The sequence below is a fragment of the Polyangium jinanense genome, from assembly GCF_028435265.1.
GTDB classification, from domain to species: Bacteria; Myxococcota_A; Polyangia; order Polyangiales; family Polyangiaceae; genus Polyangium; species Polyangium jinanense.
Map to the genome: position 1 here is coordinate 139,430 of NZ_JAGTJK010000015.1, position 19,501 is coordinate 158,930.

General features: G+C 68.9%; 21 protein-coding genes. 10 read left to right on the forward strand and 11 right to left on the reverse strand.

The window, feature by feature from the left end; translation table 11 throughout:
* Positions 1 to 23 precede the first annotated feature (23 nt).
* Genes KEG38_RS25955 through KEG38_RS25975 form a run of 5 tightly spaced genes read left to right on the forward strand, consistent with a single transcriptional unit; the run spans position 24 to position 2,949 of the window.
* Positions 24 to 1,022: an aldo/keto reductase gene (locus KEG38_RS25955; protein ID WP_272422590.1), complete on the forward strand. Its 999-nt coding sequence runs from the start codon at positions 24 to 26 to the stop codon at positions 1,020 to 1,022.
* Positions 1,019 to 1,228, forward strand: coding sequence for a hypothetical protein (locus KEG38_RS25960; protein ID WP_272422591.1), 210 nt, complete (start codon positions 1,019 to 1,021; stop codon positions 1,226 to 1,228). The genes KEG38_RS25955 and KEG38_RS25960 overlap by 4 nt, the downstream gene beginning before the upstream one ends.
* Before the next feature lie 3 nt (positions 1,229 to 1,231).
* Complete coding sequence (gene cutA / locus KEG38_RS25965; protein WP_272422592.1) at positions 1,232 to 1,603, forward strand: divalent-cation tolerance protein CutA; 372 nt, start codon at positions 1,232 to 1,234, stop codon at positions 1,601 to 1,603.
* Positions 1,569 to 2,525 carry an aldo/keto reductase gene (locus tag KEG38_RS25970; RefSeq protein WP_272422593.1) on the forward strand — a complete coding sequence of 319 codons (957 nt, stop codon included), beginning with the start codon at positions 1,569 to 1,571 and terminating at the stop codon, positions 2,523 to 2,525. The genes cutA and KEG38_RS25970 overlap by 35 nt, the downstream gene beginning before the upstream one ends.
* Positions 2,526 to 2,544: 19 nt before the next feature.
* Entirely contained in the window at positions 2,545 to 2,949 is a 405-nt protein-coding gene (locus tag KEG38_RS25975; protein WP_272422594.1) for a phosphopantetheine-binding protein, read from the forward strand.
* 13 nt (positions 2,950 to 2,962) lie between these two features.
* Here KEG38_RS25975 and KEG38_RS25980 read toward each other — a convergent pair whose 3' ends face one another.
* The 9 genes from KEG38_RS25980 to KEG38_RS26020 all read right to left on the reverse strand — a co-directional run bounded on the left by KEG38_RS25980 (position 2,963) and on the right by KEG38_RS26020 (position 11,168).
* Positions 2,963 to 3,706, reverse strand: a complete 744-nt coding sequence (locus KEG38_RS25980; RefSeq protein ID WP_272422595.1) for an SDR family NAD(P)-dependent oxidoreductase — start codon at positions 3,704 to 3,706, stop codon at positions 2,963 to 2,965.
* Positions 3,703 to 5,214, reverse strand: coding sequence for a radical SAM protein (locus KEG38_RS25985; protein ID WP_272422596.1), 1,512 nt, complete (start codon positions 5,212 to 5,214; stop codon positions 3,703 to 3,705). Before KEG38_RS25985 ends, KEG38_RS25980 begins: the two co-directional genes overlap by 4 nt.
* Complete coding sequence (locus tag KEG38_RS25990) at positions 5,187 to 5,747, reverse strand: hypothetical protein (RefSeq protein ID WP_272422597.1); 561 nt, start codon at positions 5,745 to 5,747, stop codon at positions 5,187 to 5,189. Before KEG38_RS25990 ends, KEG38_RS25985 begins: the two co-directional genes overlap by 28 nt.
* Complete coding sequence (locus tag KEG38_RS25995; RefSeq protein ID WP_272422598.1) at positions 5,744 to 6,457, reverse strand: SDR family NAD(P)-dependent oxidoreductase; 714 nt, start codon at positions 6,455 to 6,457, stop codon at positions 5,744 to 5,746. Before KEG38_RS25995 ends, KEG38_RS25990 begins: the two co-directional genes overlap by 4 nt.
* Positions 6,454 to 7,551, reverse strand: a complete 1,098-nt coding sequence (locus tag KEG38_RS26000) for a hypothetical protein (protein ID WP_272422599.1) — start codon at positions 7,549 to 7,551, stop codon at positions 6,454 to 6,456. The genes KEG38_RS25995 and KEG38_RS26000 overlap by 4 nt, the downstream gene beginning before the upstream one ends.
* A 391-nt stretch (positions 7,552 to 7,942) precedes the next feature.
* Positions 7,943 to 8,623, reverse strand: coding sequence for an ABC transporter ATP-binding protein (locus KEG38_RS26005; protein ID WP_272422600.1), 681 nt, complete (start codon positions 8,621 to 8,623; stop codon positions 7,943 to 7,945).
* A 2-nt stretch (positions 8,624 to 8,625) separates the two neighbouring features.
* Positions 8,626 to 9,804 (reverse strand): ABC transporter permease, encoded by a 1,179-nt coding sequence (locus KEG38_RS55625; RefSeq protein ID WP_272422601.1) that lies wholly within the window; start codon positions 9,802 to 9,804, stop codon positions 8,626 to 8,628.
* The gene (locus KEG38_RS26015; RefSeq protein WP_272422602.1) at positions 9,801 to 10,160 is read right to left on the reverse strand and encodes a hypothetical protein; all 360 of its coding nucleotides are present in this window, start codon (positions 10,158 to 10,160) and stop codon (positions 9,801 to 9,803) included. The genes KEG38_RS55625 and KEG38_RS26015 overlap by 4 nt, the downstream gene beginning before the upstream one ends.
* Positions 10,161 to 10,235: 75 nt before the next feature.
* Positions 10,236 to 11,168: a hypothetical protein gene (locus KEG38_RS26020; RefSeq protein WP_272422603.1), complete on the reverse strand. Its 933-nt coding sequence runs from the start codon at positions 11,166 to 11,168 to the stop codon at positions 10,236 to 10,238.
* Positions 11,169 to 11,397: 229 nt separating this feature from the next.
* Between KEG38_RS26020 and KEG38_RS26025 the strand changes: the two genes are divergently transcribed.
* The 4 genes from KEG38_RS26025 to KEG38_RS26040 all read left to right on the forward strand — a co-directional run bounded on the left by KEG38_RS26025 (position 11,398) and on the right by KEG38_RS26040 (position 16,732).
* Positions 11,398 to 12,522 (forward strand): glycosyltransferase, encoded by a 1,125-nt coding sequence (locus KEG38_RS26025; RefSeq protein ID WP_272422604.1) that lies wholly within the window; start codon positions 11,398 to 11,400, stop codon positions 12,520 to 12,522.
* Positions 12,523 to 12,569: 47 nt separating this feature from the next.
* Positions 12,570 to 15,284: an MYXO-CTERM sorting domain-containing protein gene (locus tag KEG38_RS26030; RefSeq protein WP_272422605.1), complete on the forward strand. Its 2,715-nt coding sequence runs from the start codon at positions 12,570 to 12,572 to the stop codon at positions 15,282 to 15,284.
* An 83-nt stretch (positions 15,285 to 15,367) separates the two neighbouring features.
* Positions 15,368 to 15,991 (forward strand): LemA family protein, encoded by a 624-nt coding sequence (locus KEG38_RS26035; RefSeq protein WP_272422606.1) that lies wholly within the window; start codon positions 15,368 to 15,370, stop codon positions 15,989 to 15,991.
* Positions 15,992 to 16,000: 9 nt separating this feature from the next.
* The gene (locus KEG38_RS26040) at positions 16,001 to 16,732 is read left to right on the forward strand and encodes a TPM domain-containing protein (protein ID WP_272422607.1); all 732 of its coding nucleotides are present in this window, start codon (positions 16,001 to 16,003) and stop codon (positions 16,730 to 16,732) included.
* 12 nt (positions 16,733 to 16,744) lie between these two features.
* Here KEG38_RS26040 and KEG38_RS26045 read toward each other — a convergent pair whose 3' ends face one another.
* A complete protein-coding gene (locus KEG38_RS26045; protein WP_272422608.1) occupies positions 16,745 to 17,593 on the reverse strand; it encodes a metallophosphoesterase in 849 nt (282 codons plus the stop codon).
* Positions 17,594 to 17,790: 197 nt separating this feature from the next.
* Here KEG38_RS26045 and KEG38_RS26050 point away from each other — a divergent pair, with 197 nt between their 5' ends.
* Positions 17,791 to 18,579, forward strand: a complete 789-nt coding sequence (locus tag KEG38_RS26050; RefSeq protein ID WP_272422609.1) for a hypothetical protein — start codon at positions 17,791 to 17,793, stop codon at positions 18,577 to 18,579.
* A 3-nt stretch (positions 18,580 to 18,582) separates the two neighbouring features.
* Here KEG38_RS26050 and KEG38_RS26055 read toward each other — a convergent pair whose 3' ends face one another.
* Positions 18,583 to 19,476, reverse strand: a complete 894-nt coding sequence (locus KEG38_RS26055; RefSeq protein ID WP_272422610.1) for a formylglycine-generating enzyme family protein — start codon at positions 19,474 to 19,476, stop codon at positions 18,583 to 18,585.
* Positions 19,477 to 19,501: the final 25 nt, after the last annotated feature.

Here is a 19,501-nt window from a genome sequence, read left to right on the forward strand (position 1 = left end):
TTTTTCGGGGAGCGAGACACACGATGGCGGACGAGCTTTCGAGGCGGGGCGTGCTCAAGGTCGTGGCCGCTGCGGCAGCGGTCGCGAGTTGCAAAACCACGAGCAGCGGGACCACGGCAGGCGCAGGCGAGACGAGCGCGGCGCCGCCGGCCCCTGCATCACCGTCCATCGCTGCGACGCCGGTTTCCGCGGGCACGCGGACGCTCGGACGCACGGGCGCGCCCGTCGAGCCGGTGTCGCTCGGCGGCGAGGGGATCTTGCGGACGTGGAACCGCGAGCGCGAGGCCGTACCGATGATCCTCGAAGCCCTGCGACTCGGCGTGCGGTATTGCGACACGGCGCCGGCCTACGCGGGCTCGCTCGATTATTACGGCGAGGCGTTCCGGCAAGCGCCTCCGGGGGCGCGCGATCAGGTCTTTCTCGCTTCGAAAACCCACGAGCGGAGCCGCGACGGGAGCCTGCGCCTGCTCGACGAGAGCCTGAAGCGGCTCGGGACGAACCGCCTCGACCTCTGGCAGCTCCACGATCTGCGCACCCGCGAGGATCTCGACGAGATCTTCGGCAAGGGCGGCGCGATCCAGGCCGTCGAGGCGGCGCGGAAGGACGGCCGGATCCGTTTCGTGGGGATCACCGGGCATCACGATCCGGCCATCCTGGTCGAAGCAATGCAGCGGTACGATTTCGACACGGTGCTTTGCGCGGTGAATCCTGCCGATCCGGCGCGGCTCCCGTTTTTGACGACGGTGGTGCCCGAGGCGCGGAAGCGCGGAATGGGCGTGATTGGCATGAAGGTGATGGCCGCGGGGCGGATCCTCGCGGACGGCGCCGCCACGCCCGAGGAGCTCATCGGGTATGGTGCCCATTTTGCGGATACGGTGATCGTGGGCATGCGGAGCCCGGCCGAGGTGCGGCAGAATCTCGCCATTGGGCGGGCGCTCGCGCCGCCAACGAAAGAATCGCTCGCGGCGCTGGAGCGGAGGCTCGCGCCGCGGGCCGACGAATATTCGTATTTCAAGGCATGAGCATGAGGCCCAGCTTCTTCCGCACCGCGCCCCTCATTGCCTTCGGCTTGCTCGGCGGATGTCAGGTCGTGCTCGGAATCGAGCCGGATTTGCGCCTCGCAACGTGCGAGGAGGGCGAGGTGTACAACGCGACGCCGGCCGATTGCAATTGCGCCACGAACTTTTGCGTCGAGGGGATCTGCTGGGATCCTGGCTTCGGGGGCTGAACCATGCAATCCGAGCACATCCTCGTCCACGTCACGACAGGTTCAGCCGAGGAGGCCGAGGCGCTCGGCGCCGCCATGGTCGCGCAGAGGCTCGCCGCTTCGGCCCAGGTCGAGCCGATCACGACCAGCCATTACCGGTGGAAAGGCGCGATCCACGCCCCTCCCGAGCACCGCGTGACGTTCTTCTCGCGCGCGGCGCTCTGGGACGCGATCGTCGCCTTCGTCCGGGCGAACCATTCCTACGAGCTGCCGCAGATCGTCGCGACGCCCATCGCCCTGGGCCTGCCGGAGTTCCTCTCCTGGATCGACGAGAACACGCGCGCGCTGGAGCAAGAGAGCGATGAGGTACAAGAAGCTCGGGACGACATCGATTGAGGTGAGCGCCGTCATTTTCGGCGGCTGGCAGGCGGGCAAGGAGTCGTGGGTCGGCATCGACGACGACGCGCAGATCGCCGCGCACCGCGTGGCCCTCGACGCGGGCGTGACGACGTTCGACACGGCCGAGGAATACGGAGCCGGGCACAGCGAGCGGATCCTTGCGAAGGCGCTTGCCGGCGAGCGCGAGCGAATCGTGATCTTGACGAAGGTGTCCTGGAACAACCTGCGTCGGGAGAAGGTGATCGAGGCGTGCGAGCGCTCGCTGAAAAACCTCGGGACGGACCGGATCGATCTTTACCAGATTCACTGGCCCGCCGGGAGCTTCGGCAGCGAGGTCGTGCCGATCGAGGAGACGATGGGCGCGCTCGTGGATCTGAAGGCGCAGGGGAAGATCCGGGCGATTGGCGTTTCGAACTTCGATCGAGCGCAGATCGAGGCCGCGAGCCGCGTGGGTCGGGTGGACAGCCTGCAGCCCTGTCATTCGCTGTTTTTCCGGAAGGCGGTGGAGGACACGTTCTCGTATTGCCAGGAGAACGGGATCTCGGTGCTCGCGTATTCGCCGCTCGCCCAGGGCCTGCTCACGGGCAAGTTCGGGCGCGGGCACGTGTTCGCCGAGGGCGACAACCGCGTGGACAATCGGCTCTTCAGGGGCGAGACGTTCGAGAAGGCGCTCGCGGCACTCGAGGAGCTCCGGCCGATCGCCGCGAGGAACGGCGTGACCCTGGCGAACCTCGCGCTCGCGTGGCTCGTCGCGCAGAAAGGCGTGTGCGCGATCGTGGGCGCCCGGAACGAGGCGCAGGCGAGGGAGAATGCACGCGCGGGTGATGTTACGCTCGGCGCGGCGGATCTCGCGGAAATCGATCGGATCGGGCGGGTGGTCTCGGATTCGCTGCCACCCGGATTGATGTGGGACTGGTGATCGCGTAGGATCGCGCTCGATGTCCGCAGCCAACGACCCCGAGATCGCCGCGCAAGTCCGCCAGATCGTCGCCGAGGCCCTTGCCCTCGATCCGGCCACGGTGAAGAACGAATCCTTGCTCATGGCCGATCTCGGCGCCGAGTCGCTCGATTATCTCGATATCGTGTTCAAGATCGAGCGGACGTTCGGCATCCAGATCACGCGGGGCGAGATGCAAAAGGCCGCGCGTGGCGACATGAGCGAGGAGGAGTTCGCGCCGGGCGGCGTCGTCAGCGAGAAGGGCCTCGAACGGCTGCGCGAGCTGATGCCGGAGGCGAAGGACCGCATCGTTCCGGGGCTCAGGCCCGTGCAGATCCTGGGGCTCTTCTCGGTGCAGACGTTCGTGAACATGGTGGAAGCGAAGAAGCGGGGCGTGGTGGTCTGACAAACGGAGCGGGTCAAAGCCCCCCGTCGATCACCACCTGCCCGCCCGTCATGAACGAGTTTTCGTCCGAGACGAGCCACGCCGCGAGATCCGCGACCTCCTCCACCGTGCCGAGCCTGCCGAGCGCCGCCTGCGCCACGTAACTCTCGACGCGGTGCTTGGGCAATCGCGCGGACAAACCCGTTTCGAGCAGGCCTGGGACCAGGCAATTCACCGCGATTCCATATCGGCCGACCTCCTTCGCGAGCGCCAGGGAAAACCCGACGAGCGCCGCCTTCGAGGCCGCGTAGTGGACAGGCGCGTCGAGGACGCGGTCCGCGCCGAACGAGCCAACGTTCAGGATGTGGCCTTTTTTGGACCGGATCATCGATTTCAACGCCGCGCGCGAGAACAGATACGGGCCCTTCACGTTCGTATCCATCGCCGCGTCCCACTCCGCCTCCTCCAGGAGCGCGATCGGGAGGACCTGCGTGAGCGCCGCGTTGTTCACGAGCACGTCGATGCCGCCGTACGCCGTCTCGACCGCCTTCACCGCGGCCGTCACGTGCGCGGCGTCCGAGACCGAGCCCTTGAGCACGAGCGGCGCCGCGCCCGCAGCTTCGAGCAGCGCGCGCGTTTCCTCGGCCGCGTCGTCGCGCTCGCGGTACGTGAACGCCACGCGCGCCCCTTCCCGCGCGAAGGCCAATGCAATCGCGCGGCCGAGGTTTCTCGAACCGCCCGTCACGAGGCAACGTTTTCCCGAAAGACGCGCGCTCATCGGGTCCTCCCGCGGCCGAGCTGCACGAGCGGCGTTGCGGGACGCGGGGAAAAACGCGCGTCGCGCTCGCGGTAGAGGACGTTGTAGGCGCAGGAGGGGACGTTCGAGCCGTCGGGGCCGGGCATGCCGACGCAGCAGCGGCGAATGCGATCCGTGTCGAACGTCTCCTCGTCCATGTGGGTGTGTACGTAAATGGCCTTCGTGTGCATCTCGGCGATCCGCATGCGAATGGCCTCGTCCGTGCCCGGCGCGAACATGCGCTCGACGAGGTCCTTCAGGGCGGCGAGCACCGCGTCGGTCTCCTCGCATTCGATGTCGCCCGCCCAGAGGCGATTCAAGACGTCCACGAGGATCTGCTCCATCTCGGGGCCGGGCACGATGTAGAGCTCCTGCGAGAGGAGGCTGCGCAGGTCGTCGCGGCTCATGAAGCGGGTGAACGGGAGCCAGTGGCCGTCCTTCAAGCGAAGCAGATAGGCAATCTGGTAACAGAGCGGATGCGCGAGCGGGGACGGGACGAAATCGCGGACCGCGATCCGGCCGCCCGATTGGCGCTCGATGTCGGAGAGCGCGTCAAACGCGGTGTAGCGCGCGCTGCGCTCGAAGCTCGCGCCGCTCTGGCCCGTGAACGTCATGGGGTGGAATTCGACGGAGCGGATGAAATCCTTCGAGAGCGCGAGGTCGATGAAGGCCGCGACCTCGTGGTCGTTCACGCCACGCGCGAGCACGGGCAGGAGCGTCGTGGCCACGGCGTGTTTTTCCAGGAGATCGAGGATCTTGAGCTTGGCATTCAGGTGGTGGCCGCCGAGCATCTTTTTGTTTGCCTCGGGCTCGAAGGAGTCGAACGAGAGAATGACGCGGGCGTCGATACGGGCGAGGCGTTCGAGCAGCGCTTCATCGCGGAGGAAACGCAGGCCGTGCGTGGAGATGGTGACACGCCGGACGCCGGCCGAAACGCACATCTCGACGAGGCGCTCGAATTCGGGGTGTTGCGTGGGCTCGCCGCCCGTGATGTTGATGATGCGGCGGTTGACGCTCGGGGGCTTCGCTCCGACAAGCGGAGCTGCGCCCCCGACCCCCCCGGGCGCGACGTGGTCGAGGTGCCGCAGGATCGCCGCGAGCTCCCCCTCGGACATGTGGTAGGCGCCCTCGTTTTTGTTATGCGTGTAGCAAATGGGGCAATCGAGGTCGCATTTCGAGGTGATCGGGACGACCGGGAGGTGATTGCGTTGCTCGTGCTGCTCGCAGGGGCCGCAATCGTAGGGGCAGCCGGCGGAGATGGGGCGCGGCGAGGCGGGGCGTTCGAGGACGGAGGCGTGCCGGACGGTGTCCTCGTACCAGTCGGCGGAGTTCGATACGAGTACCTCTTCGGGTCCGTGCAGCTCGCAGCGCTTGCGCAGGACGATCTTGCCAGAGGCGCGCACGGTCTCGGCCGGAACCGTGCGCTTGCACGTCCCGCAGAGGCCCATCGTGGCGCCGAGGATCACGCCTTCGTCTGTTCCGTCCGCCATTGCCGCTTCAGCCATTTCCGGACCGCGAAATCGGTCGTGTGGATGAGGAAAAACCCGAAGACGAGGTTCGTCACCCACGTGGCCCAGAGGGCCGGGGTGTATCGCGCGACGGGCGGAAACGGCCGGTGCGCGAGGTTCACGTTGAGCGTGGGCGGCGTCGCGTAATAAGCGAGCACGACCATCGCGGCGAGGAAGGCGAACGAGGCCCACGGCGCCCAGCGCGGCAGGCCCGAGCGGCGGACCTCGAGCGCACCGACGACGAGCGGCGTGACGTGCACGAGGACCGAGGTCCAGGAAGTCGTGCGGGTCTCGCAGAGGTCGAAGAGGTAACCCCAGAGGCCGGCGCCGATATGGAAGGAAAAACCAAAGTGGATGAGCGCGGGTTTGCGGAGGAGCACGCCGACGGCGAGGACGGCCGTGGCCACGTGGCAGGCGTAGAGCATCTCGGGCAGGAGCCCGTTCGGCATTTTCTCGATGACCGCGTGGAGCACGAGGACGACGAAGAGCAGGAGCCCGACCCAGCGCGGCGTCACAGGCCCCCCGTGATGGGCAAGACGGAGCCGGTCATCCAGCGATTGTGGAGCGCGAGGCGGGTGATCGCGCGGGCCGCCTCGACGGGCGTGCCGACGCGCTGGAGCGCGCTGTACCGCTTGTAATCGGCGAGGCGGGCCGGATCGAGGCTTTCCGAGATGCCGCCGCCGAGCGCGCCGAGGAGGACGAGGTTCACCCGGACATTCTTCGGGCCGAGCTCCTTGGCGAGGGCCTGCGTCATACCGAGCCGCGCGGACTGGGTCGCGGCGAAATGCACGCCAGAGGGGATCTTCGCGATGCCGTCGAGCGCCGCCGTGAGGACGACGTCGCCGGGCCGACCTGCGAGCCGCGCCGCGAACGATTGCATCGCGACGTACACGGAGCGGACGTTGACCGCGTGCATCTCGTCCCAGAGCGCGTCGGTGACATCCGCGAGCGCGCCCGCGTCGGAGACGACGGCGGAATGCACGAGCAGGTCGGGCGCGGCGTCCTCGGCGTCGAGCGTGTCGAAGAGGGCGCGGATCGCCGCGGGTTCGGCGAGGTTCGTCCGGAAAGACCGCGCGCCCGTCTCGGCGGCGAGGGATTCTGCGATGGCGGCGCCGCGCTGGTACGTGAACGCGACGCGGGCCCCCGCGGCCGCGAGCGCGCGCACGACCTCGCGGCCCACGTATCCGCTGCCCCCGAGCACGAGCGCGCGCCGGACGTCGGTCACGACGCTGCCTCCAGGCCGAGCTCGAACCTGAGCGTTTGATCCTCGCGCACGTGCCAGATCTTTTGATCGATGTAGTAATGGTGGAAGAAAATGCCCCAGTACATCACGAGGAAAAGATCGGGGAGCGCGGCGCCGCGCGAGACGGGCGCGAGGCTCGGGAGGACGCCACGGCCCGCGTTGAGCGCGAGGTATCCGAGCGAGACGAGGACGAACGCGGCATACGCCACGAGCGGGCGGCGGCCGAATCGGGCCGCGAGCGAGCGCGCGTCAGAGCCCTCGAAACGGCGCCGGGAGACCGCCGCGATGATGCCGAGGTAATTCACGCCGTGCACGATTCCCCCGACGACCGTGGACGCCATGAACGCCTGCTCGGGGTCCTCGGGGCGCGGGACAAGAGGCTCGAAGGAGCCGACGACGAACAGCGCAAAGAGCTGGAGGCCGAGTGCTGGGCCGAGCAAATACAGGAGCGGACGTTCGTCCTCGTCGCGGAAGCGGGTTCGTCGGTAAATGCCATACACGATCGTCGCGACGAGGAGCAGGCCGAGGAGAGCGAGCCCGAGGAGGGCGAGAAAGCGCGGCGGTTCCGCGGGCAAACCGAGGAAGATACGATTTTGCGGGTGGCCGAACGAGAAGAGGCCAAACGCGAGCCAGAGGGCGCCGTGCAAGAAGAGGCGATCGGTCTTGCGTGCCGGGAGCGCGGTGCGCGCGTGGTGCTGGTAGATGGCGAGGACGCCGTACGATTGCCGGACGGCATGGTGAAAACTCCAGAGCGCCGCGACGAGAAGGAAAAGATCCATCGGCGCGCGCAGGCCCGTGACGCGCGTGAGAGACCACGCGGCGAGGCCCGGCAGGAGAAAGGCGAGGCTCAGGACGAGCAGGCGGCCGCGGCGCGCGCGGAAGCCCGGGTCGAGGTAGGTGCGGGCCCAGGTGGCCGCGAGGTGCGGGCCGTCGACGAGGACGAGGAAGGCCACGAAGAGGGGTACGATCGCCCGCGGGACGGCGAGCGCGAAGGCCCCGACGAGCGCGGCGAGGAGCGCGCTGCCGAAGAAAAACGCGAGGTCGAAGCGGCGACCCCCGATCCATCCGGCCTTCACGGGACCAGCCTACCACGGCGAAGGTGAGCCCCATTCGAGCTTTCGCGCGTCCCAGCGACGCGGTCGCCGAGGGCGACGACGCGACCGGAAGGGCGCGTCCACGCGACCGGAAGGTGCGTCCACGCGACTCGAAGGCGCGTCCACGTGAGGGGAGGAACACGTCCACGCGACTCGAAGGCGCGTCCACGCGACTCGAAGGCGCGTCCACGCGACTCGAAGGCGCGTCCACGCGGCTCGAAGGCGCGTCCACGCGACCCGAAGGCGCGTCTACGTGAGGGGAAGAACACGTCCACGCGACTCGAAGGCGCGTCCACGCGACTCGAAGGCGCGTCCACGCGACTCGAAGGCGCGTCCACGCGGTATGCCACGCTCGAACGGCGTGGCGAGGCCTTCACAGGACCATTCTACCATGCCGCAGGCGGAGGACGCGCGGGAACGAGGCGAGCAGGTCCGTGTCGTGCGTGCAGACGACGACGGCTGCGCCTCGGGCGTTCGCGCGGCCGAGGAGCGAGACGACGGACGCGGCGCTGGCCTCGTCGAGGTTCGCCGTGGGCTCGTCGGCGAGCACGACGGCCGGGTCGTTGACGAGCGCGCGGGCGATGGCGACGCGCTGCATTTCACCGCCCGAGAGGCGCGTGACGTCGTGCCGCATGCGCGCTTCGAGGCCAAGCTCGGCGAGGAGGGCCTCGGCCCGCGCGAGGGCCCGGCCGTGATGGCCGTGGAGCTTCCAGTGCGGGAGCGCGACGTTGTGGCGCACGTCGAGCGCCGGCAGGAGGTGAAAGGTCTGAAAGACGAGGCCAATGCCTTCGAGGCGCGCGCGGGCGCGCTCGCGACGGCTCATGCGCCGGACGCTCTTGCCGCGCATCCTGACCTCGCCCGAAACATCCGCGTCGAGCAGGCCGAGGACGGCGAGCAGGGTGCTCTTACCCGAGCCGCTCGGGCCGGCAATGGCGGCGAGCTCGCCCTCGGCGAGCGTGAACGAGACGTCGTCGAGGGCGCGGACGTCGAGGGCCGGCGTGCGAAAGGTCCGCGTGACCGAGGCGAGCTCGTAAAGCACGGGCGCATTCGCCATGGTCATTCCCTCCGGAGCTCGACGGCCGGCTCGGCGCGCGAGGCGAGAATGGCCGGGACGATGCCCGCGAGGAGCGTGGTGGCGAAGAGGACGAGGGCCGGGATCAAAAACGAGCGGAGCGTGATGCTCGGGAGGACGACGAACCCCTGGTGGGAGAAAATGGGGTTGTCCTGGAAATACCTGCAGAGGGCATACCCGAGGCCGCTGCCGAGGACGGTGCCGATCCCGCCGACAAGCAGGGCCTCGAAGAGGTGGATGAGAAAAATTTCGCGCCGGCTGAAGCCGAGCGCGGCGATGGTGGCGATGCGGCGGCGCTCGTGGAGGACGTGGATGTAGAGCAGCGCGAGGACGGGGATCATGACCGCGACGACGACCATCGTGGTCGAAATGGCGGAGAGGGCGCGGTTGCCGTCGATGGCGTTCTTGACGAACGTCTGGGCCTCCCACCAGGTTTCGACCTTCTGATCGGGCGCGAGCTCGGCGATGCGCTTCGCCCATTCGCCGGCGCGGGCGTCGTCCGTCGAGAAGACGCGGATCTCGCTGGAGACGCGGTGTTTGCCGAAGAGGTCGCGCAGGGCGTCGAGGGGGACGAAGAGCTCGTAATCGGCGCGGAAGCCGCCCGAGCCGCGGAGTACGCCGACGACGCGGAAGACGGCGGAGACCATTCGAACGTCGTCGCCGGCCGAAAAAGGCAAGGCGACCTTGATCGAGGAGCCGACGTGCGCGTCGAGCTGCTCGGCGAGCTTGGCACCGAGGACCGCGGGCCGCTCGTCGCCCGCGGCCATGCAACGGCCCTCCGCGAGCTCCTGGCAAAATCCGGCGGCGCGGTCTTCCGCGACGGGATCGATGCCCGCGATGCTCGCGGAGGTCGTGCGTTCGCCGTGGAAAAAAGAGCCCACGTGGACGAGCCGGATCGTGGCGGCGCGGACGAAGGGTTCTTGGGTGATCCGCGCGGCAAGGGCCTCGGCGCCTTCGAACGTGCCGCCGGACTTCGCCGTGACGCGGACGTGGCCCGTGTCGCGCGAGAGGCCCTTTTCGCGGAGCTCCGCGGTGTATCCTTCGATGTTGGCGGTGTTCGGGATCTGAAAGCCGAGCCCCGCCGTCACCGCAGCGAGCAGGAGGACGAACGAGACCCGGCTGCGGACGAGCGTGCGATACGCGAGGTAAAAGAGGACCCTCACGCGCGACGACGAGGCGCGCCGCGGCGGGCCCTGCGGCTGTAGAGCAGCGCGCCGAGGCCGAGGATCCAGGCGCCCGTGGCACCGTACGTCATGGCGCCGGGGGCTGCGACCGCGCAGCCGCTCTCGTCGTCTTTCGGCTGCTCGGTGGAGCCGCCCGTCGAGCTCGTGGCGCCGGCGCTTCCGCCGTTGCCGCCGTTGCCGTTGCCGTTGCCACCGTTGCCGCCGTTGCCGCCGTTGCCGCCGGTGCCGCCTGCGCCGCCGCTCCCGGACGAGGTCGCGGGGGGAAGGTCGGCGCTGGCGGGCAGGGAGAGAGCAAGCGGCGCGAGGATACCCAGGACAAACAAGAATTTACGCATGTCGCGAGGAAAGCAGAAACCGCCCCGGACGACAAGAGCCATGCGCGATTCCGGCTCGCGAGGCGCGGCGTCGGGTCAACGAGACGCGGCGCGGCCGAAGCGATAGCCGCCCCAGAATCCGCGGGACGGGGACGTCTTCGGCATCGGGTCCGGGGCCATGTCCCACCCGTACTTGGTCACGGCTTGCTGGAAGAGCGAACGATACTCATCCTGGAGCGCGGCGAGCTCGGCCTTGCCGGCTTCGTCGATGCCGAGCGCCTCCCAGTACGAATCCCCCTCGGGCAACGCGTTCCAGTCGTTGTCCACGAAGCGCGCGTCGCACTGGCCCGATTGCGTGAGCTCGGCCGGAACGGCGGCGAAGCTCCCGGCCGCTTCGCCGAGCTTCGCGACGAACGCGTCGTCGTCGAGGCCCGAGAAAGGGGCGCCCTGCGAGTCGCCGATGTTCAGGAAGTACATCGCGTCGCCGAAGGCGAAGAAGCCGCCGCCGAGGCCCGCGTCGACGTTCGCGGCGTGCGTGAAGAAATCGGCGGCGAGCGCCTCGTCGAGCCTCCCGTCGGGGAAGGTGACGACGCCGAACCTCGTCGCGCCGCCCTCCTTGGGCGTGAAATCGGCGAGCAGCACGCTCCATTGCAGCATGACCACGCCGATGGCCGCCGCGGCGCGTGTCGCGTCCGGCCACGCCTCGGGGAGGCGGGTCTGGATCGAGGGATTCGTGTCGTTCTGGTAGCCGCCCGGCGCGTCCTCGGTGGCCACGTCGTCGACGTTCACGGCCGCGAGGACATCCTTCACGAAATCGGCCCGGAGCTCTGCCGTGAAGGCGGCGCGCTCAGCGTAGGGATCATCGGTGTAATCGACCATGAAGCCCACACCGGGCATGGCCTCGTACGACATCTGGATGAAATCGGGCGCGTACGTCGGAGGCGAGAGGGACGCCCGTTCGTCGTCGGAGCACGCGATCAAAGCGAGGGAGAGGAGGACCCACGCGAACGTGCGGGATAGGCGAGGCATGAAGGACTCCTGTGGGGCCAAGTCGGCGACTCTGCGCGGGCAGCAACTTGCGCGCCAGGAGTTGTGAAGGACATACGGCTGATTTTCGGCGGGAAAACGTGATGGGTGAGGCGTCGTTCCCTCATTTTCCACCCGGATTCCGAGGGCTCCCGTCCTCACGTTTGGAGGCGCACAGTTCCCCCTCCCCGCTTGACAATCCCCCCGCTTCCAGGCGTTTCATGGGTCGGCCATGCCGAACAAGCCCGGGAGCCTGCTCACGCTGTCGATGATCGTGAAGGACGAGGCGGCGACGATCACGCGCACGCTGAAGAGCGCCAAACCCTTCGTCGATCGGTGGGTGATCCTCGACACGGGCTCGACCGACGGCACGCAGGAGGTGGTTCGTCGCGAAATGGAAGGGGTCCCCGGCGAGCTCTTCGAGGAGCCGTTCGTCGATTTCGCGACGACACGAAATCGTGCACTCGATCTCGCGGGCGAGGCGACGGAGTTCGTCCTCTGGCTCGACGCGGACGACGAGCTCGAAAATGGCAAGGCGCTGCGCGCGTTCCTCGAACGGGAGCGGGCGGCAGAGGGGCCCGAGCACGAGGCGTATTACGTGCGGGTCGCGCTCGGGATTCAGTTCGATTCGCCGCGGATCGTGCGGCGCCGGGCGGGCTGGCGGTTCCGCGGCGTGGTGCACGAGGTGCTCACGCACGACGATCGTCCGCCGCCGAGCATCCGCGTGCCCGACGTTTTGATCCAGCACCACCGCGGCGAGGTGTCGGCCGAGCGGAGCCGGAAGCGCTGGGAGCGCGACGTGGGGCTGCTCGAACGAGCGCTCGCCGAGGACAAGACGAACGCGCGCGCGGCGTTTTACCTCGCCCAGACGCTGCTCTGGCTCGGCCGATTCCAGGAGGCCGAGGCCGCATTCGCGCGGCGAATCGCCATGGGGGGATGGGCCGAGGAGGTGTACGAGTCGAAAATCGGGATCGCGCGGTGCGGGGTGGGGCTGAATCTGCCCTGGCCGCGGGTGCTCTCGCGCTGGCTCGATGCGCACCTCGCGGCGCCGCACCGGGCCGAGCCGCTGTATGCGATCGCGCTGCACCACAATACCCGCAAGGAACACGCGCTCACGTACCTCTACGCGCGCCGCGGCTACGAGCTGCCGCTGCCCGTGCAGGATCGGCTGTTCGTGGACGAGGAGGTGTACACGTGGAAGATGGCCGATCTCGTGGCCTCGTCCGCATACTTCCTCGGCGAGTTCGCCGTGGGCGAGGCGGCCGCGCAGAAGGCCGTGAAGGCGCGGCCGAACGACGCGCGGCTCGAGCAGAACCTCGCGTTCTACGTGGATCGGCGGCGCAAGCCTTCACGGTAGCGGAAAGGGCGGCGTCGTGCGAGCATGGCCGGCATCGGAGCTTGGCCATGACGAAACGTGCTCGCCCCCGGATCAAGACCCCTGCCCTCCTCGCCTTCGCGCTCGCCGCCGCGCCCGCCCTCGCGTGGGCCTGGGAGCCCATGATCGTACAATACGATCCGCTGATCCGCATGCCGGGGACGCAGCCGCGGGCGGAGAATGCAATCGAGCCGCCCTCGCAGTGCCTCGGCTGTCACGCAGGGTATGCGCCGGCGATCGAGCCGGGGTTCGGCTGGAAAGGGTCGATGATGGGGCAGGCGGCGCGCGATCCGTTCTTCTGGGCCGCGTTGACGGTGGCCGCGCAGGACTCGATCTGGGCGCTCGGCAACCCGAACGGGTCGGACATCTGCCTGCGTTGCCACATGCCAAAGGGGTGGCTCGAGCTCCGGAGTGATCCGACGAACGGCCAGGCGATGGGCGACGCCGATTTCGACGGCGTGCAATGCGATTTTTGCCACCGCATGGTGGATCCGTTCTTCGAGGACACGTTCCAGGGGACGCGCGAGGGGAGCGACTGGGCGGGATACTGGGACGAGACGAACATGAGCGGGATGATGTCGTCGGTCGCGGCGGAGAAGACGCGCGAGGCGGACATCCTGCAATCGCAGTCGCACACGCTCTTCAACGGCAGCCCGATGTACGGCGCGGATCACAGGCCCGTGAGCCCGACCTACCATGAGAACGGGGCGGGTCAGTATTACGTGAGCGACAAGGCGGAGCGGCGCGGTTCGTTCGCGGACGCGCAGGCGTTCCACCCGATGCAGTACAGCCGCTACCACAAGAGCAAGTATTACTGCGGGACGTGCCACGACGTGTCGAACCCGGTCATGGCGAACATGTCGGCGAAGGGCACGATGCCGAACGACGGGACGACGGTGCTGCCCACGGAGACGCAATCGCCGTCCGAGTATTTTCACGTCGAGCGCACGTGGTCGGAGTTCATGCTGAGCGATTACGGGCTGCCCGGCGGCACGCCGGGGGTGGGGCCGTACGCGCCGGGCGAATTCGAGACGGGGCAGCCGGGGGATGCGATCGCGTCGTGCCAGGATTGCCACATGCCGGACGTCGTGGGCGCGGGCGCGTCGATCGTCGGGTCCGTCATCCGGCCGACGGGGAGTACGGAGCACCCTTCGAGCGGGCAACCCTTGCACGATCTCACGGGCGGCAATGCATTCGTGCCGTGGCTGCTCGCAAGCACGGTGCCGTCGTCGCCGAATTACGACGCGACGAACGCGGCGCTGCTCGGGCAAGGCGCGGCGGCGCTGACGCTGTCGCTCGACGAGGGGACGAAGCTCGACGCGGCGGCGCTGCTCGCGGGGTCGAACCGCGCGAAATGGACGCTCGGCCGCGCGGCGACGATTCTTTCGCTGTCGTACGATCCGCTGAGCGGCGCGACGTCGTTCCGGGTGCGGAACAACACGGGGCACAAGCTCATCACGGGGTATCCCGAGGGACGGCGCATGTTCCTCAACGTGCGGGTGTTCGACGGCAACAAACTGCTCCACGAGGTGAACCCGTACGACGACGCCGTGGGCACGCTGCGCGGGCTCGATCCCGCGCACGCGCCGTCGAGCCCGCCGCTCGGGGCGAACGAGACGCACGACGACGCGCTCGTCTACGAGGCGAAGATGGCGAGCTCGTTCACGGGGCAAACGAAATCGTTCCACTTCATCCTCGGGACGGAGCGCTCGAAGGACAACCGCATCCCGCCGAAGGGATTCCGGATCGCCGAGGCGGGAAAACGCATGGCTGAGCCGGTCTGGGACGGGTCGGTCTCGCCAAACCTGTTCTCGACGGAGGAGTACACGGGCGGCTACGACGACGTGAGCTTGACGTTGCCGGCCGGCGGGAGTCGCGTGGAGGTGCGGCTCTATTACCAGACGACGAGCCGCGAATACGTGGAGTTCTTGCGGGACGAGATCCTCGGGACCGGGGCGACGACGCTCACGAGCCCCACGCCCTCGGGCGAGGAGAAGGCGTACATCGTGCAGACGGATCCGTTCTTCGGGCAGCTCCGGGCCTGGGGCGATACGATCTGGCAGCTCTGGGACCACAACAAGGACGTGCCGGGCGCCGCGCCGATCGAGATGACGCGGGCCGAGGTGCTGGTGAAGGACGTCTGTCAGGACGCCGGCGCGAGCGACGGAATGCCCTGCGCCGACGGCGACGTGTGCACGACGGGCGAGACCTGCGCAGGCGGCGCATGCGCGGGCGGAATGGCCACGAGTTGCGACGATGGGAACCTTTGCACGGACGACGCCTGTGATCCGCAGCTCGGATGCAGGCACACGGCGAACGCGGACGCATGCGAGGACGGGAATGCGTGCACGCTCGACGATGCCTGCGCCTTCGGGGTTTGCGCGGGCAGAGTGAAGGTCTGCGTGGACGGCGATCCGTGCACCGTGGATTCGTGTGATCCGCAGGCGGGCTGCCAGTACGTGCCGATTCCCGATTGCGGGAGCGGAGGCGCAGGCGGCAGCGGCGGCGCAGGCGGCAGCGGCGGCAGCGGCGGCGCAGGCGGAAGCGGCGGCGCAGGCGGAAGCGGCGGCGCGGGCGGTAGCGGCGGCGAAGGCGGCAGCGGCGGCGCTGTTCCGACGAATCCGCCGGATGAGGACGGCTGCGGATGCAGGGCCGCTGGGCGCGAGGCGGGCACGGCGGGCGGACTCGGCATGCTCGGCGCAATGGCGATGATGGCACTCCGGCGGCGCAGGCGGAGGGGCTGACCGGTCTTTTCGAGAAGGGCGCCCAGCACGATCCGTGCATCCCCCCGTGCGGCGCGGCATGGGCCGTGTGCACGGGGGTCTCGATGAAGCAGGCGCTTTTCGTCCTCGCAGGCGTCCTCATCCTGGTGGTCGTCGTCGCGGCCGCAGGGATCAGCACGTACAATCGGCTCGTCACGCTCGATCAATCCGTCGATCAGCAATGGGCGCAGGTCGAGAACGTCTACCAGCGGCGCCTCGATCTGGTGCCGAACCTCGTCGAGACCGTCCGCGGCGCGGCGAATTTCGAGCGGGATACGTTCATCCAGGTGGCCGAGGCGAGGAGCCGCGCCCAGGCCGTGACGGGCGGCGGCGCGCAGGCGGCGGCCGGGGACGAACATGCGACGGAGGATCCCGCCGCGATGGCGCAATTCCAGGCCGCGCAGGATCAACTCTCGTCGGCGCTCGGTCGCCTGTTCGTGGTCGTCGAGCGATATCCAGAGCTCTCGGCGACGCAGAACTTCCGTGATCTCCAGGCGCAGCTCGAGGGGACGGAGAACCGGATCGCCGTCGAGCGCATGCGTTACAACGAGGCGGCGCGGGAGTTCAACACCACGCGCAATCGCTTCCCGACGACCCTCATCGCCGACATGTTCGGCGATCGCTTCGACGAGAAGATGTATTTCCGGGCCACGGTCGGCGCCGACAGGCCGCCCGCCGTGCAGTTCTGATCGGCGAACATGATTCGCGCCGTCACGTTCCTCGTCCTCGCCGCGTGGCTGACGTTCGTCGGACTCGCGCGGGGGCAGGCCGCGCCCATTCCCCCGGCGCCCACCCGCCACGTCACGGATACCGTCGGGTTCCTGTCGCCCGAGACGCGGAATCGGCTCGACGAACGCCTGGAACAATACGAGCGGCAGACGGGCCACCAGGTCGTGGTGTGGATCGGGGATACAATCGGGGACGCGGCGCTCGAGGATTGGGCGGTGCGGACGTTCGAGGCGTGGGGGGTCGGGCGGAAGGGGCTCGACGACGGGCTCGTGATGTTCGTCCTGGCCAAGGATCGGAAGATCGACATCGAAGTGGGATATGGCCTGGAAGATCGCGTGCCGGACGCGATCGCCTCGCGGGTCATCCGGGAGGTGATGGCCCCGCGGCTCCAGGCCGGCGATCCGAACGGAGCCGTCGACGCGGGCGTGTCCGCATTGCTCGAGGCCATCGAGGGGCACGCCTTCGTGCCCGCGCCCGGGCCCACGACGCAGCCGGAGGCGCGGCGGGGGCATGAGCTCATCTGGCTCGGCATCGTGGCCGCGGTTTTTTTGGTATTGTTCGCGGTGAATCCGTCGCTCGCGCTCACCATTTTGTGGTTCATCATGCGCGGAGGTCGCGGTGGTGGCGGCGGAGGCGACGGAGGCGGATTCTCCGGCGGCGGAGGTCGCTCGGGAGGCGGCGGGGCGCGGGGCGGCTGGTGAATTCGTGGAGAATCAGCCGATGTCGAAGATGCCGATATCGGGAGGCGCGAAGGCGCGGAACGGGATCTCGACGCCGCCGACGCCGCGGGAGACGAAGAGGGTGGTGCCTTCGACTTCATGCACGCCGTGCGGGAATCGGCGCGCGAGGCGGCCGCCCGGGACGACGACGGGAATGCCGCCGGGGAGTGCGACCTGGCCGCCGTGGGTATGGCCGCAGAGGTAAAGCAAAGCTCCGCGGCCGCGGACATGACGGAAGCCGCCGGGCGCGTGGCAAACGGCAATGACGAGCGCGGCGCCCTCGGTCGCGGCAAAGGCGCGGTCGCCGTCGGGAATGCCGGTCCAGGGGTCGTCGAGGCCAACGACGGCGAGGTCGCCCATGCGGGCTGCGGCATTGACGAGGACGGTGGCGCCGGCGCGGGCGAGGGCGTCTTCGAGGAGGGAATGGTTCGTCCAGAGGTCGTGATTGCCGAGGACGGCGACCTTGAGGCGCGCAGGGACGTCGCGGACGCGGGCTTCGAGCTCACGGGCGCGGGCGGGCGTGGCGTCGAGAAAGACGTAATCGCCGCCGAGGAGGAGGACGTCGGGCCGAGCGGCGCAAAGGAGGCGAAAGGCCTCGTCGAGGGTACGCGGCGAGGTGGTGGGCCCGAGGTGGAGGTCGGAGGCGAATGCGATGCGCAAGGGAGAAGGGCGCGGCGCGGGGAGCGGGATGCGGCGGTGGACGACACGCACGGAGGAGGCGATGGGCAAGCGGCCCCAGGCGCGCGCAGGCCAATCGCCGCGGAAGAGGACGCGGAGCGCCGATTCCACGGCCCCACGCGCAGCAGAGTAATGGAGGCCGCGGCCGGCGGGGGCTGTGTGCATGCGCCGAGGAGACCACGCGTCCCGGGAGGTCGGGGGGAGGGACGGTGGCGCTTCGGTGGAGTTTTGAGAGGGTGTTCCACAGGCGTCGCGAGCGGCTCGAGGCTAGGGAGGCCGACCGACGCATCGAGCCGCGCAGCAGCCTGTGGAACACCCTCTGAGGGATTGACGCCGCTTGTATTGCATGCCCCTCATGGGTCATGGAACGACGATTTTCTTGGGCAGCAGGGCTCGTGGTTGCGGCGGCGACGTGCCTCGCGGCCTGCGGAGGCGGCGGCGGGAGCGGCAGCGGCGGCGCAGGCGGCAGCGGCGGCGCGGGCGGAGACGGAAACGGCGGCGCGGGCGGCAGCGGCGGCGCGGGCGGCAGCGGCGGCGCGGGCGGCGGGATGATGGGGCCGGCGTGCACGATGGAGCAGGACGAGCTCGTGCTCGGATCGTGGCCGTGGCTCGGGTTCGAGGATCCGACGCCGGATCTGACGAGCGGCGCGCAGGCGACGGTGGCGGCGGTGGATGCGCTCGGAATGGAGCTCGCATTCGATGCGGGAGGGATGCCCGCGCGGTTCGCCTGGGAAGGCGCGAATCTCGGGGAGGTGTTCGCCGTGGGGGATGTGGTGACGGCCAAACAGGAGAATCAATCGTACCTCGTGAGCGGCGCGAAAGGGCAGGCCGTGGCGATGCGGTACGCGAATGCAGAGGTCCCGGCGACGTTGCCGCCGATCCCGGGCGGCGGGCCGGAGCTATCGATCCTGGTCGAATGTGTGAATCAGCAGAAGAAAGATTGTCCGGAGACGGAGTACCGGACGCTGTATTCGGTGAGCGCCGTCTCCGGCAATCAAGAGGAGCAAATCCCGAGCGGCGGGACGATGCAGGTGGGGGACTGGAAGATCCACCACGTGAAAACGACGTTCGTCGAGTTCTACACGGGGATGGAATGTACGCCCGAGCGGTTCTTCGACGGGATGGTGCAGGCGCTCGAAGTGAAGCCCTGAGCCTCAGGGAAGGTCGATCGCGAATCGCACGGCGGCCGGGTCGTCGCCGTGCCGGCCCTCGCGGACGCCGGCGTGGAGGCGGACGGCCTCGATTTCGTCCTGAAAACCACCATGGCAGCCGCGCGTGTTGTCGGGAATGGCGCGCGGTTGCCAGGCGATCGCGTCCGCGGGCGCGCCGGCGTACCCCTCGTGCCAGGCGTCGGCGACGAATTCGAGGCCGGCCTGGAGCAGGTCGACGCCGAAAGCATTGGGGTGCGGCGAGGGATCACGGGCGGGATCGAGCGCGAGCGAGATGGATGTCGGTGGCTCGCGGAGCCAGGATCGGGCGCCTCCCTCGCGGGCAATCCACTCCCATTCGGCCTCGGAGAGCAGCCGGAAGCCGAGGACGCCGCGGAGCTCGGCGGCGAGGCGCGGGGCGAACGGGACGGGCGCATCCGAGGGGACGTATCCCTCGTCCTCGTCGGGATACATATCCGCGAGCCGCGCGTGGGCGAGGCGATCCGTGACGGGCTCGAGCGCGCAAAGGAAGGGCTGGACGCGGACGCGGCGCGGGGGCTGGGTCGACCAGCGCACGAGCGCGCGCGCCTCGTCGGCGCGGCCGAGGGGGGCATACAGGGCGGCGATCTCGTCAATCTCGGCCTCGGACAAACCCATCACGAACGTGCCGCCGGGGACGGCCACGAATTGCATCTTCGTGGGGCCGTGGAGCAAGGAGGGCAGGCCCGCGGCGCCGATGAGCTGCGAGACCGGCGCGAAGGTAGGTCCGAGGGCCCGCGCAATCTCGGATGCGAGGGCGAGCCGGGCGTCGGGCTGGAGCGCATCGAGGCCCTCGCGCGAGGCGAGCGGCGCAAAGCGGGGATGGAGCCTTCGGCTGTACGCGGACGAGAGGAGGGGCATCGGGGCGCGGGTGGTGTAACACACC

Excerpts from the sequence above, each read along its gene's own strand:
- KEG38_RS26050 (WP_272422609.1), top strand. The coding sequence starts at position 17,791 with ATGGAACGACGATTTTCTTGGGCAGCAGGGCTCGTGGTTGCGGCGGCG.
- KEG38_RS25985 (WP_272422596.1), bottom strand. The coding sequence starts at position 5,214 with ATGGCGGACGGAACAGACGAAGGCGTGATCCTCGGCGCCACGATGGGC.
- KEG38_RS26040 (WP_272422607.1), top strand. The coding sequence starts at position 16,001 with ATGATTCGCGCCGTCACGTTCCTCGTCCTCGCCGCGTGGCTGACGTTC.
- KEG38_RS26005 (WP_272422600.1), bottom strand. The coding sequence starts at position 8,623 with ATGGCGAATGCGCCCGTGCTTTACGAGCTCGCCTCGGTCACGCGGACC.
- KEG38_RS26035 (WP_272422606.1), top strand. The coding sequence starts at position 15,368 with ATGAAGCAGGCGCTTTTCGTCCTCGCAGGCGTCCTCATCCTGGTGGTC.
- KEG38_RS25955 (WP_272422590.1), top strand. The coding sequence starts at position 24 with ATGGCGGACGAGCTTTCGAGGCGGGGCGTGCTCAAGGTCGTGGCCGCT.
- KEG38_RS25960 (WP_272422591.1), top strand. The coding sequence starts at position 1,019 with ATGAGCATGAGGCCCAGCTTCTTCCGCACCGCGCCCCTCATTGCCTTC.
- KEG38_RS25975 (WP_272422594.1), top strand. The coding sequence starts at position 2,545 with ATGTCCGCAGCCAACGACCCCGAGATCGCCGCGCAAGTCCGCCAGATC.
- KEG38_RS25980 (WP_272422595.1), bottom strand. The coding sequence starts at position 3,706 with ATGAGCGCGCGTCTTTCGGGAAAACGTTGCCTCGTGACGGGCGGTTCG.
- KEG38_RS26025 (WP_272422604.1), top strand. The coding sequence starts at position 11,398 with ATGCCGAACAAGCCCGGGAGCCTGCTCACGCTGTCGATGATCGTGAAG.
- KEG38_RS26055 (WP_272422610.1), bottom strand. The coding sequence starts at position 19,476 with ATGCCCCTCCTCTCGTCCGCGTACAGCCGAAGGCTCCATCCCCGCTTT.
- KEG38_RS26015 (WP_272422602.1), bottom strand. The coding sequence starts at position 10,160 with ATGCGTAAATTCTTGTTTGTCCTGGGTATCCTCGCGCCGCTTGCTCTC.
- KEG38_RS26030 (WP_272422605.1), top strand. The coding sequence starts at position 12,570 with ATGACGAAACGTGCTCGCCCCCGGATCAAGACCCCTGCCCTCCTCGCC.
- cutA (WP_272422592.1), top strand. The coding sequence starts at position 1,232 with ATGCAATCCGAGCACATCCTCGTCCACGTCACGACAGGTTCAGCCGAG.
- KEG38_RS26045 (WP_272422608.1), bottom strand. The coding sequence starts at position 17,593 with ATGCACACAGCCCCCGCCGGCCGCGGCCTCCATTACTCTGCTGCGCGT.
- KEG38_RS25970 (WP_272422593.1), top strand. The coding sequence starts at position 1,569 with ATGAGGTACAAGAAGCTCGGGACGACATCGATTGAGGTGAGCGCCGTC.
- KEG38_RS26020 (WP_272422603.1), bottom strand. The coding sequence starts at position 11,168 with ATGCCTCGCCTATCCCGCACGTTCGCGTGGGTCCTCCTCTCCCTCGCT.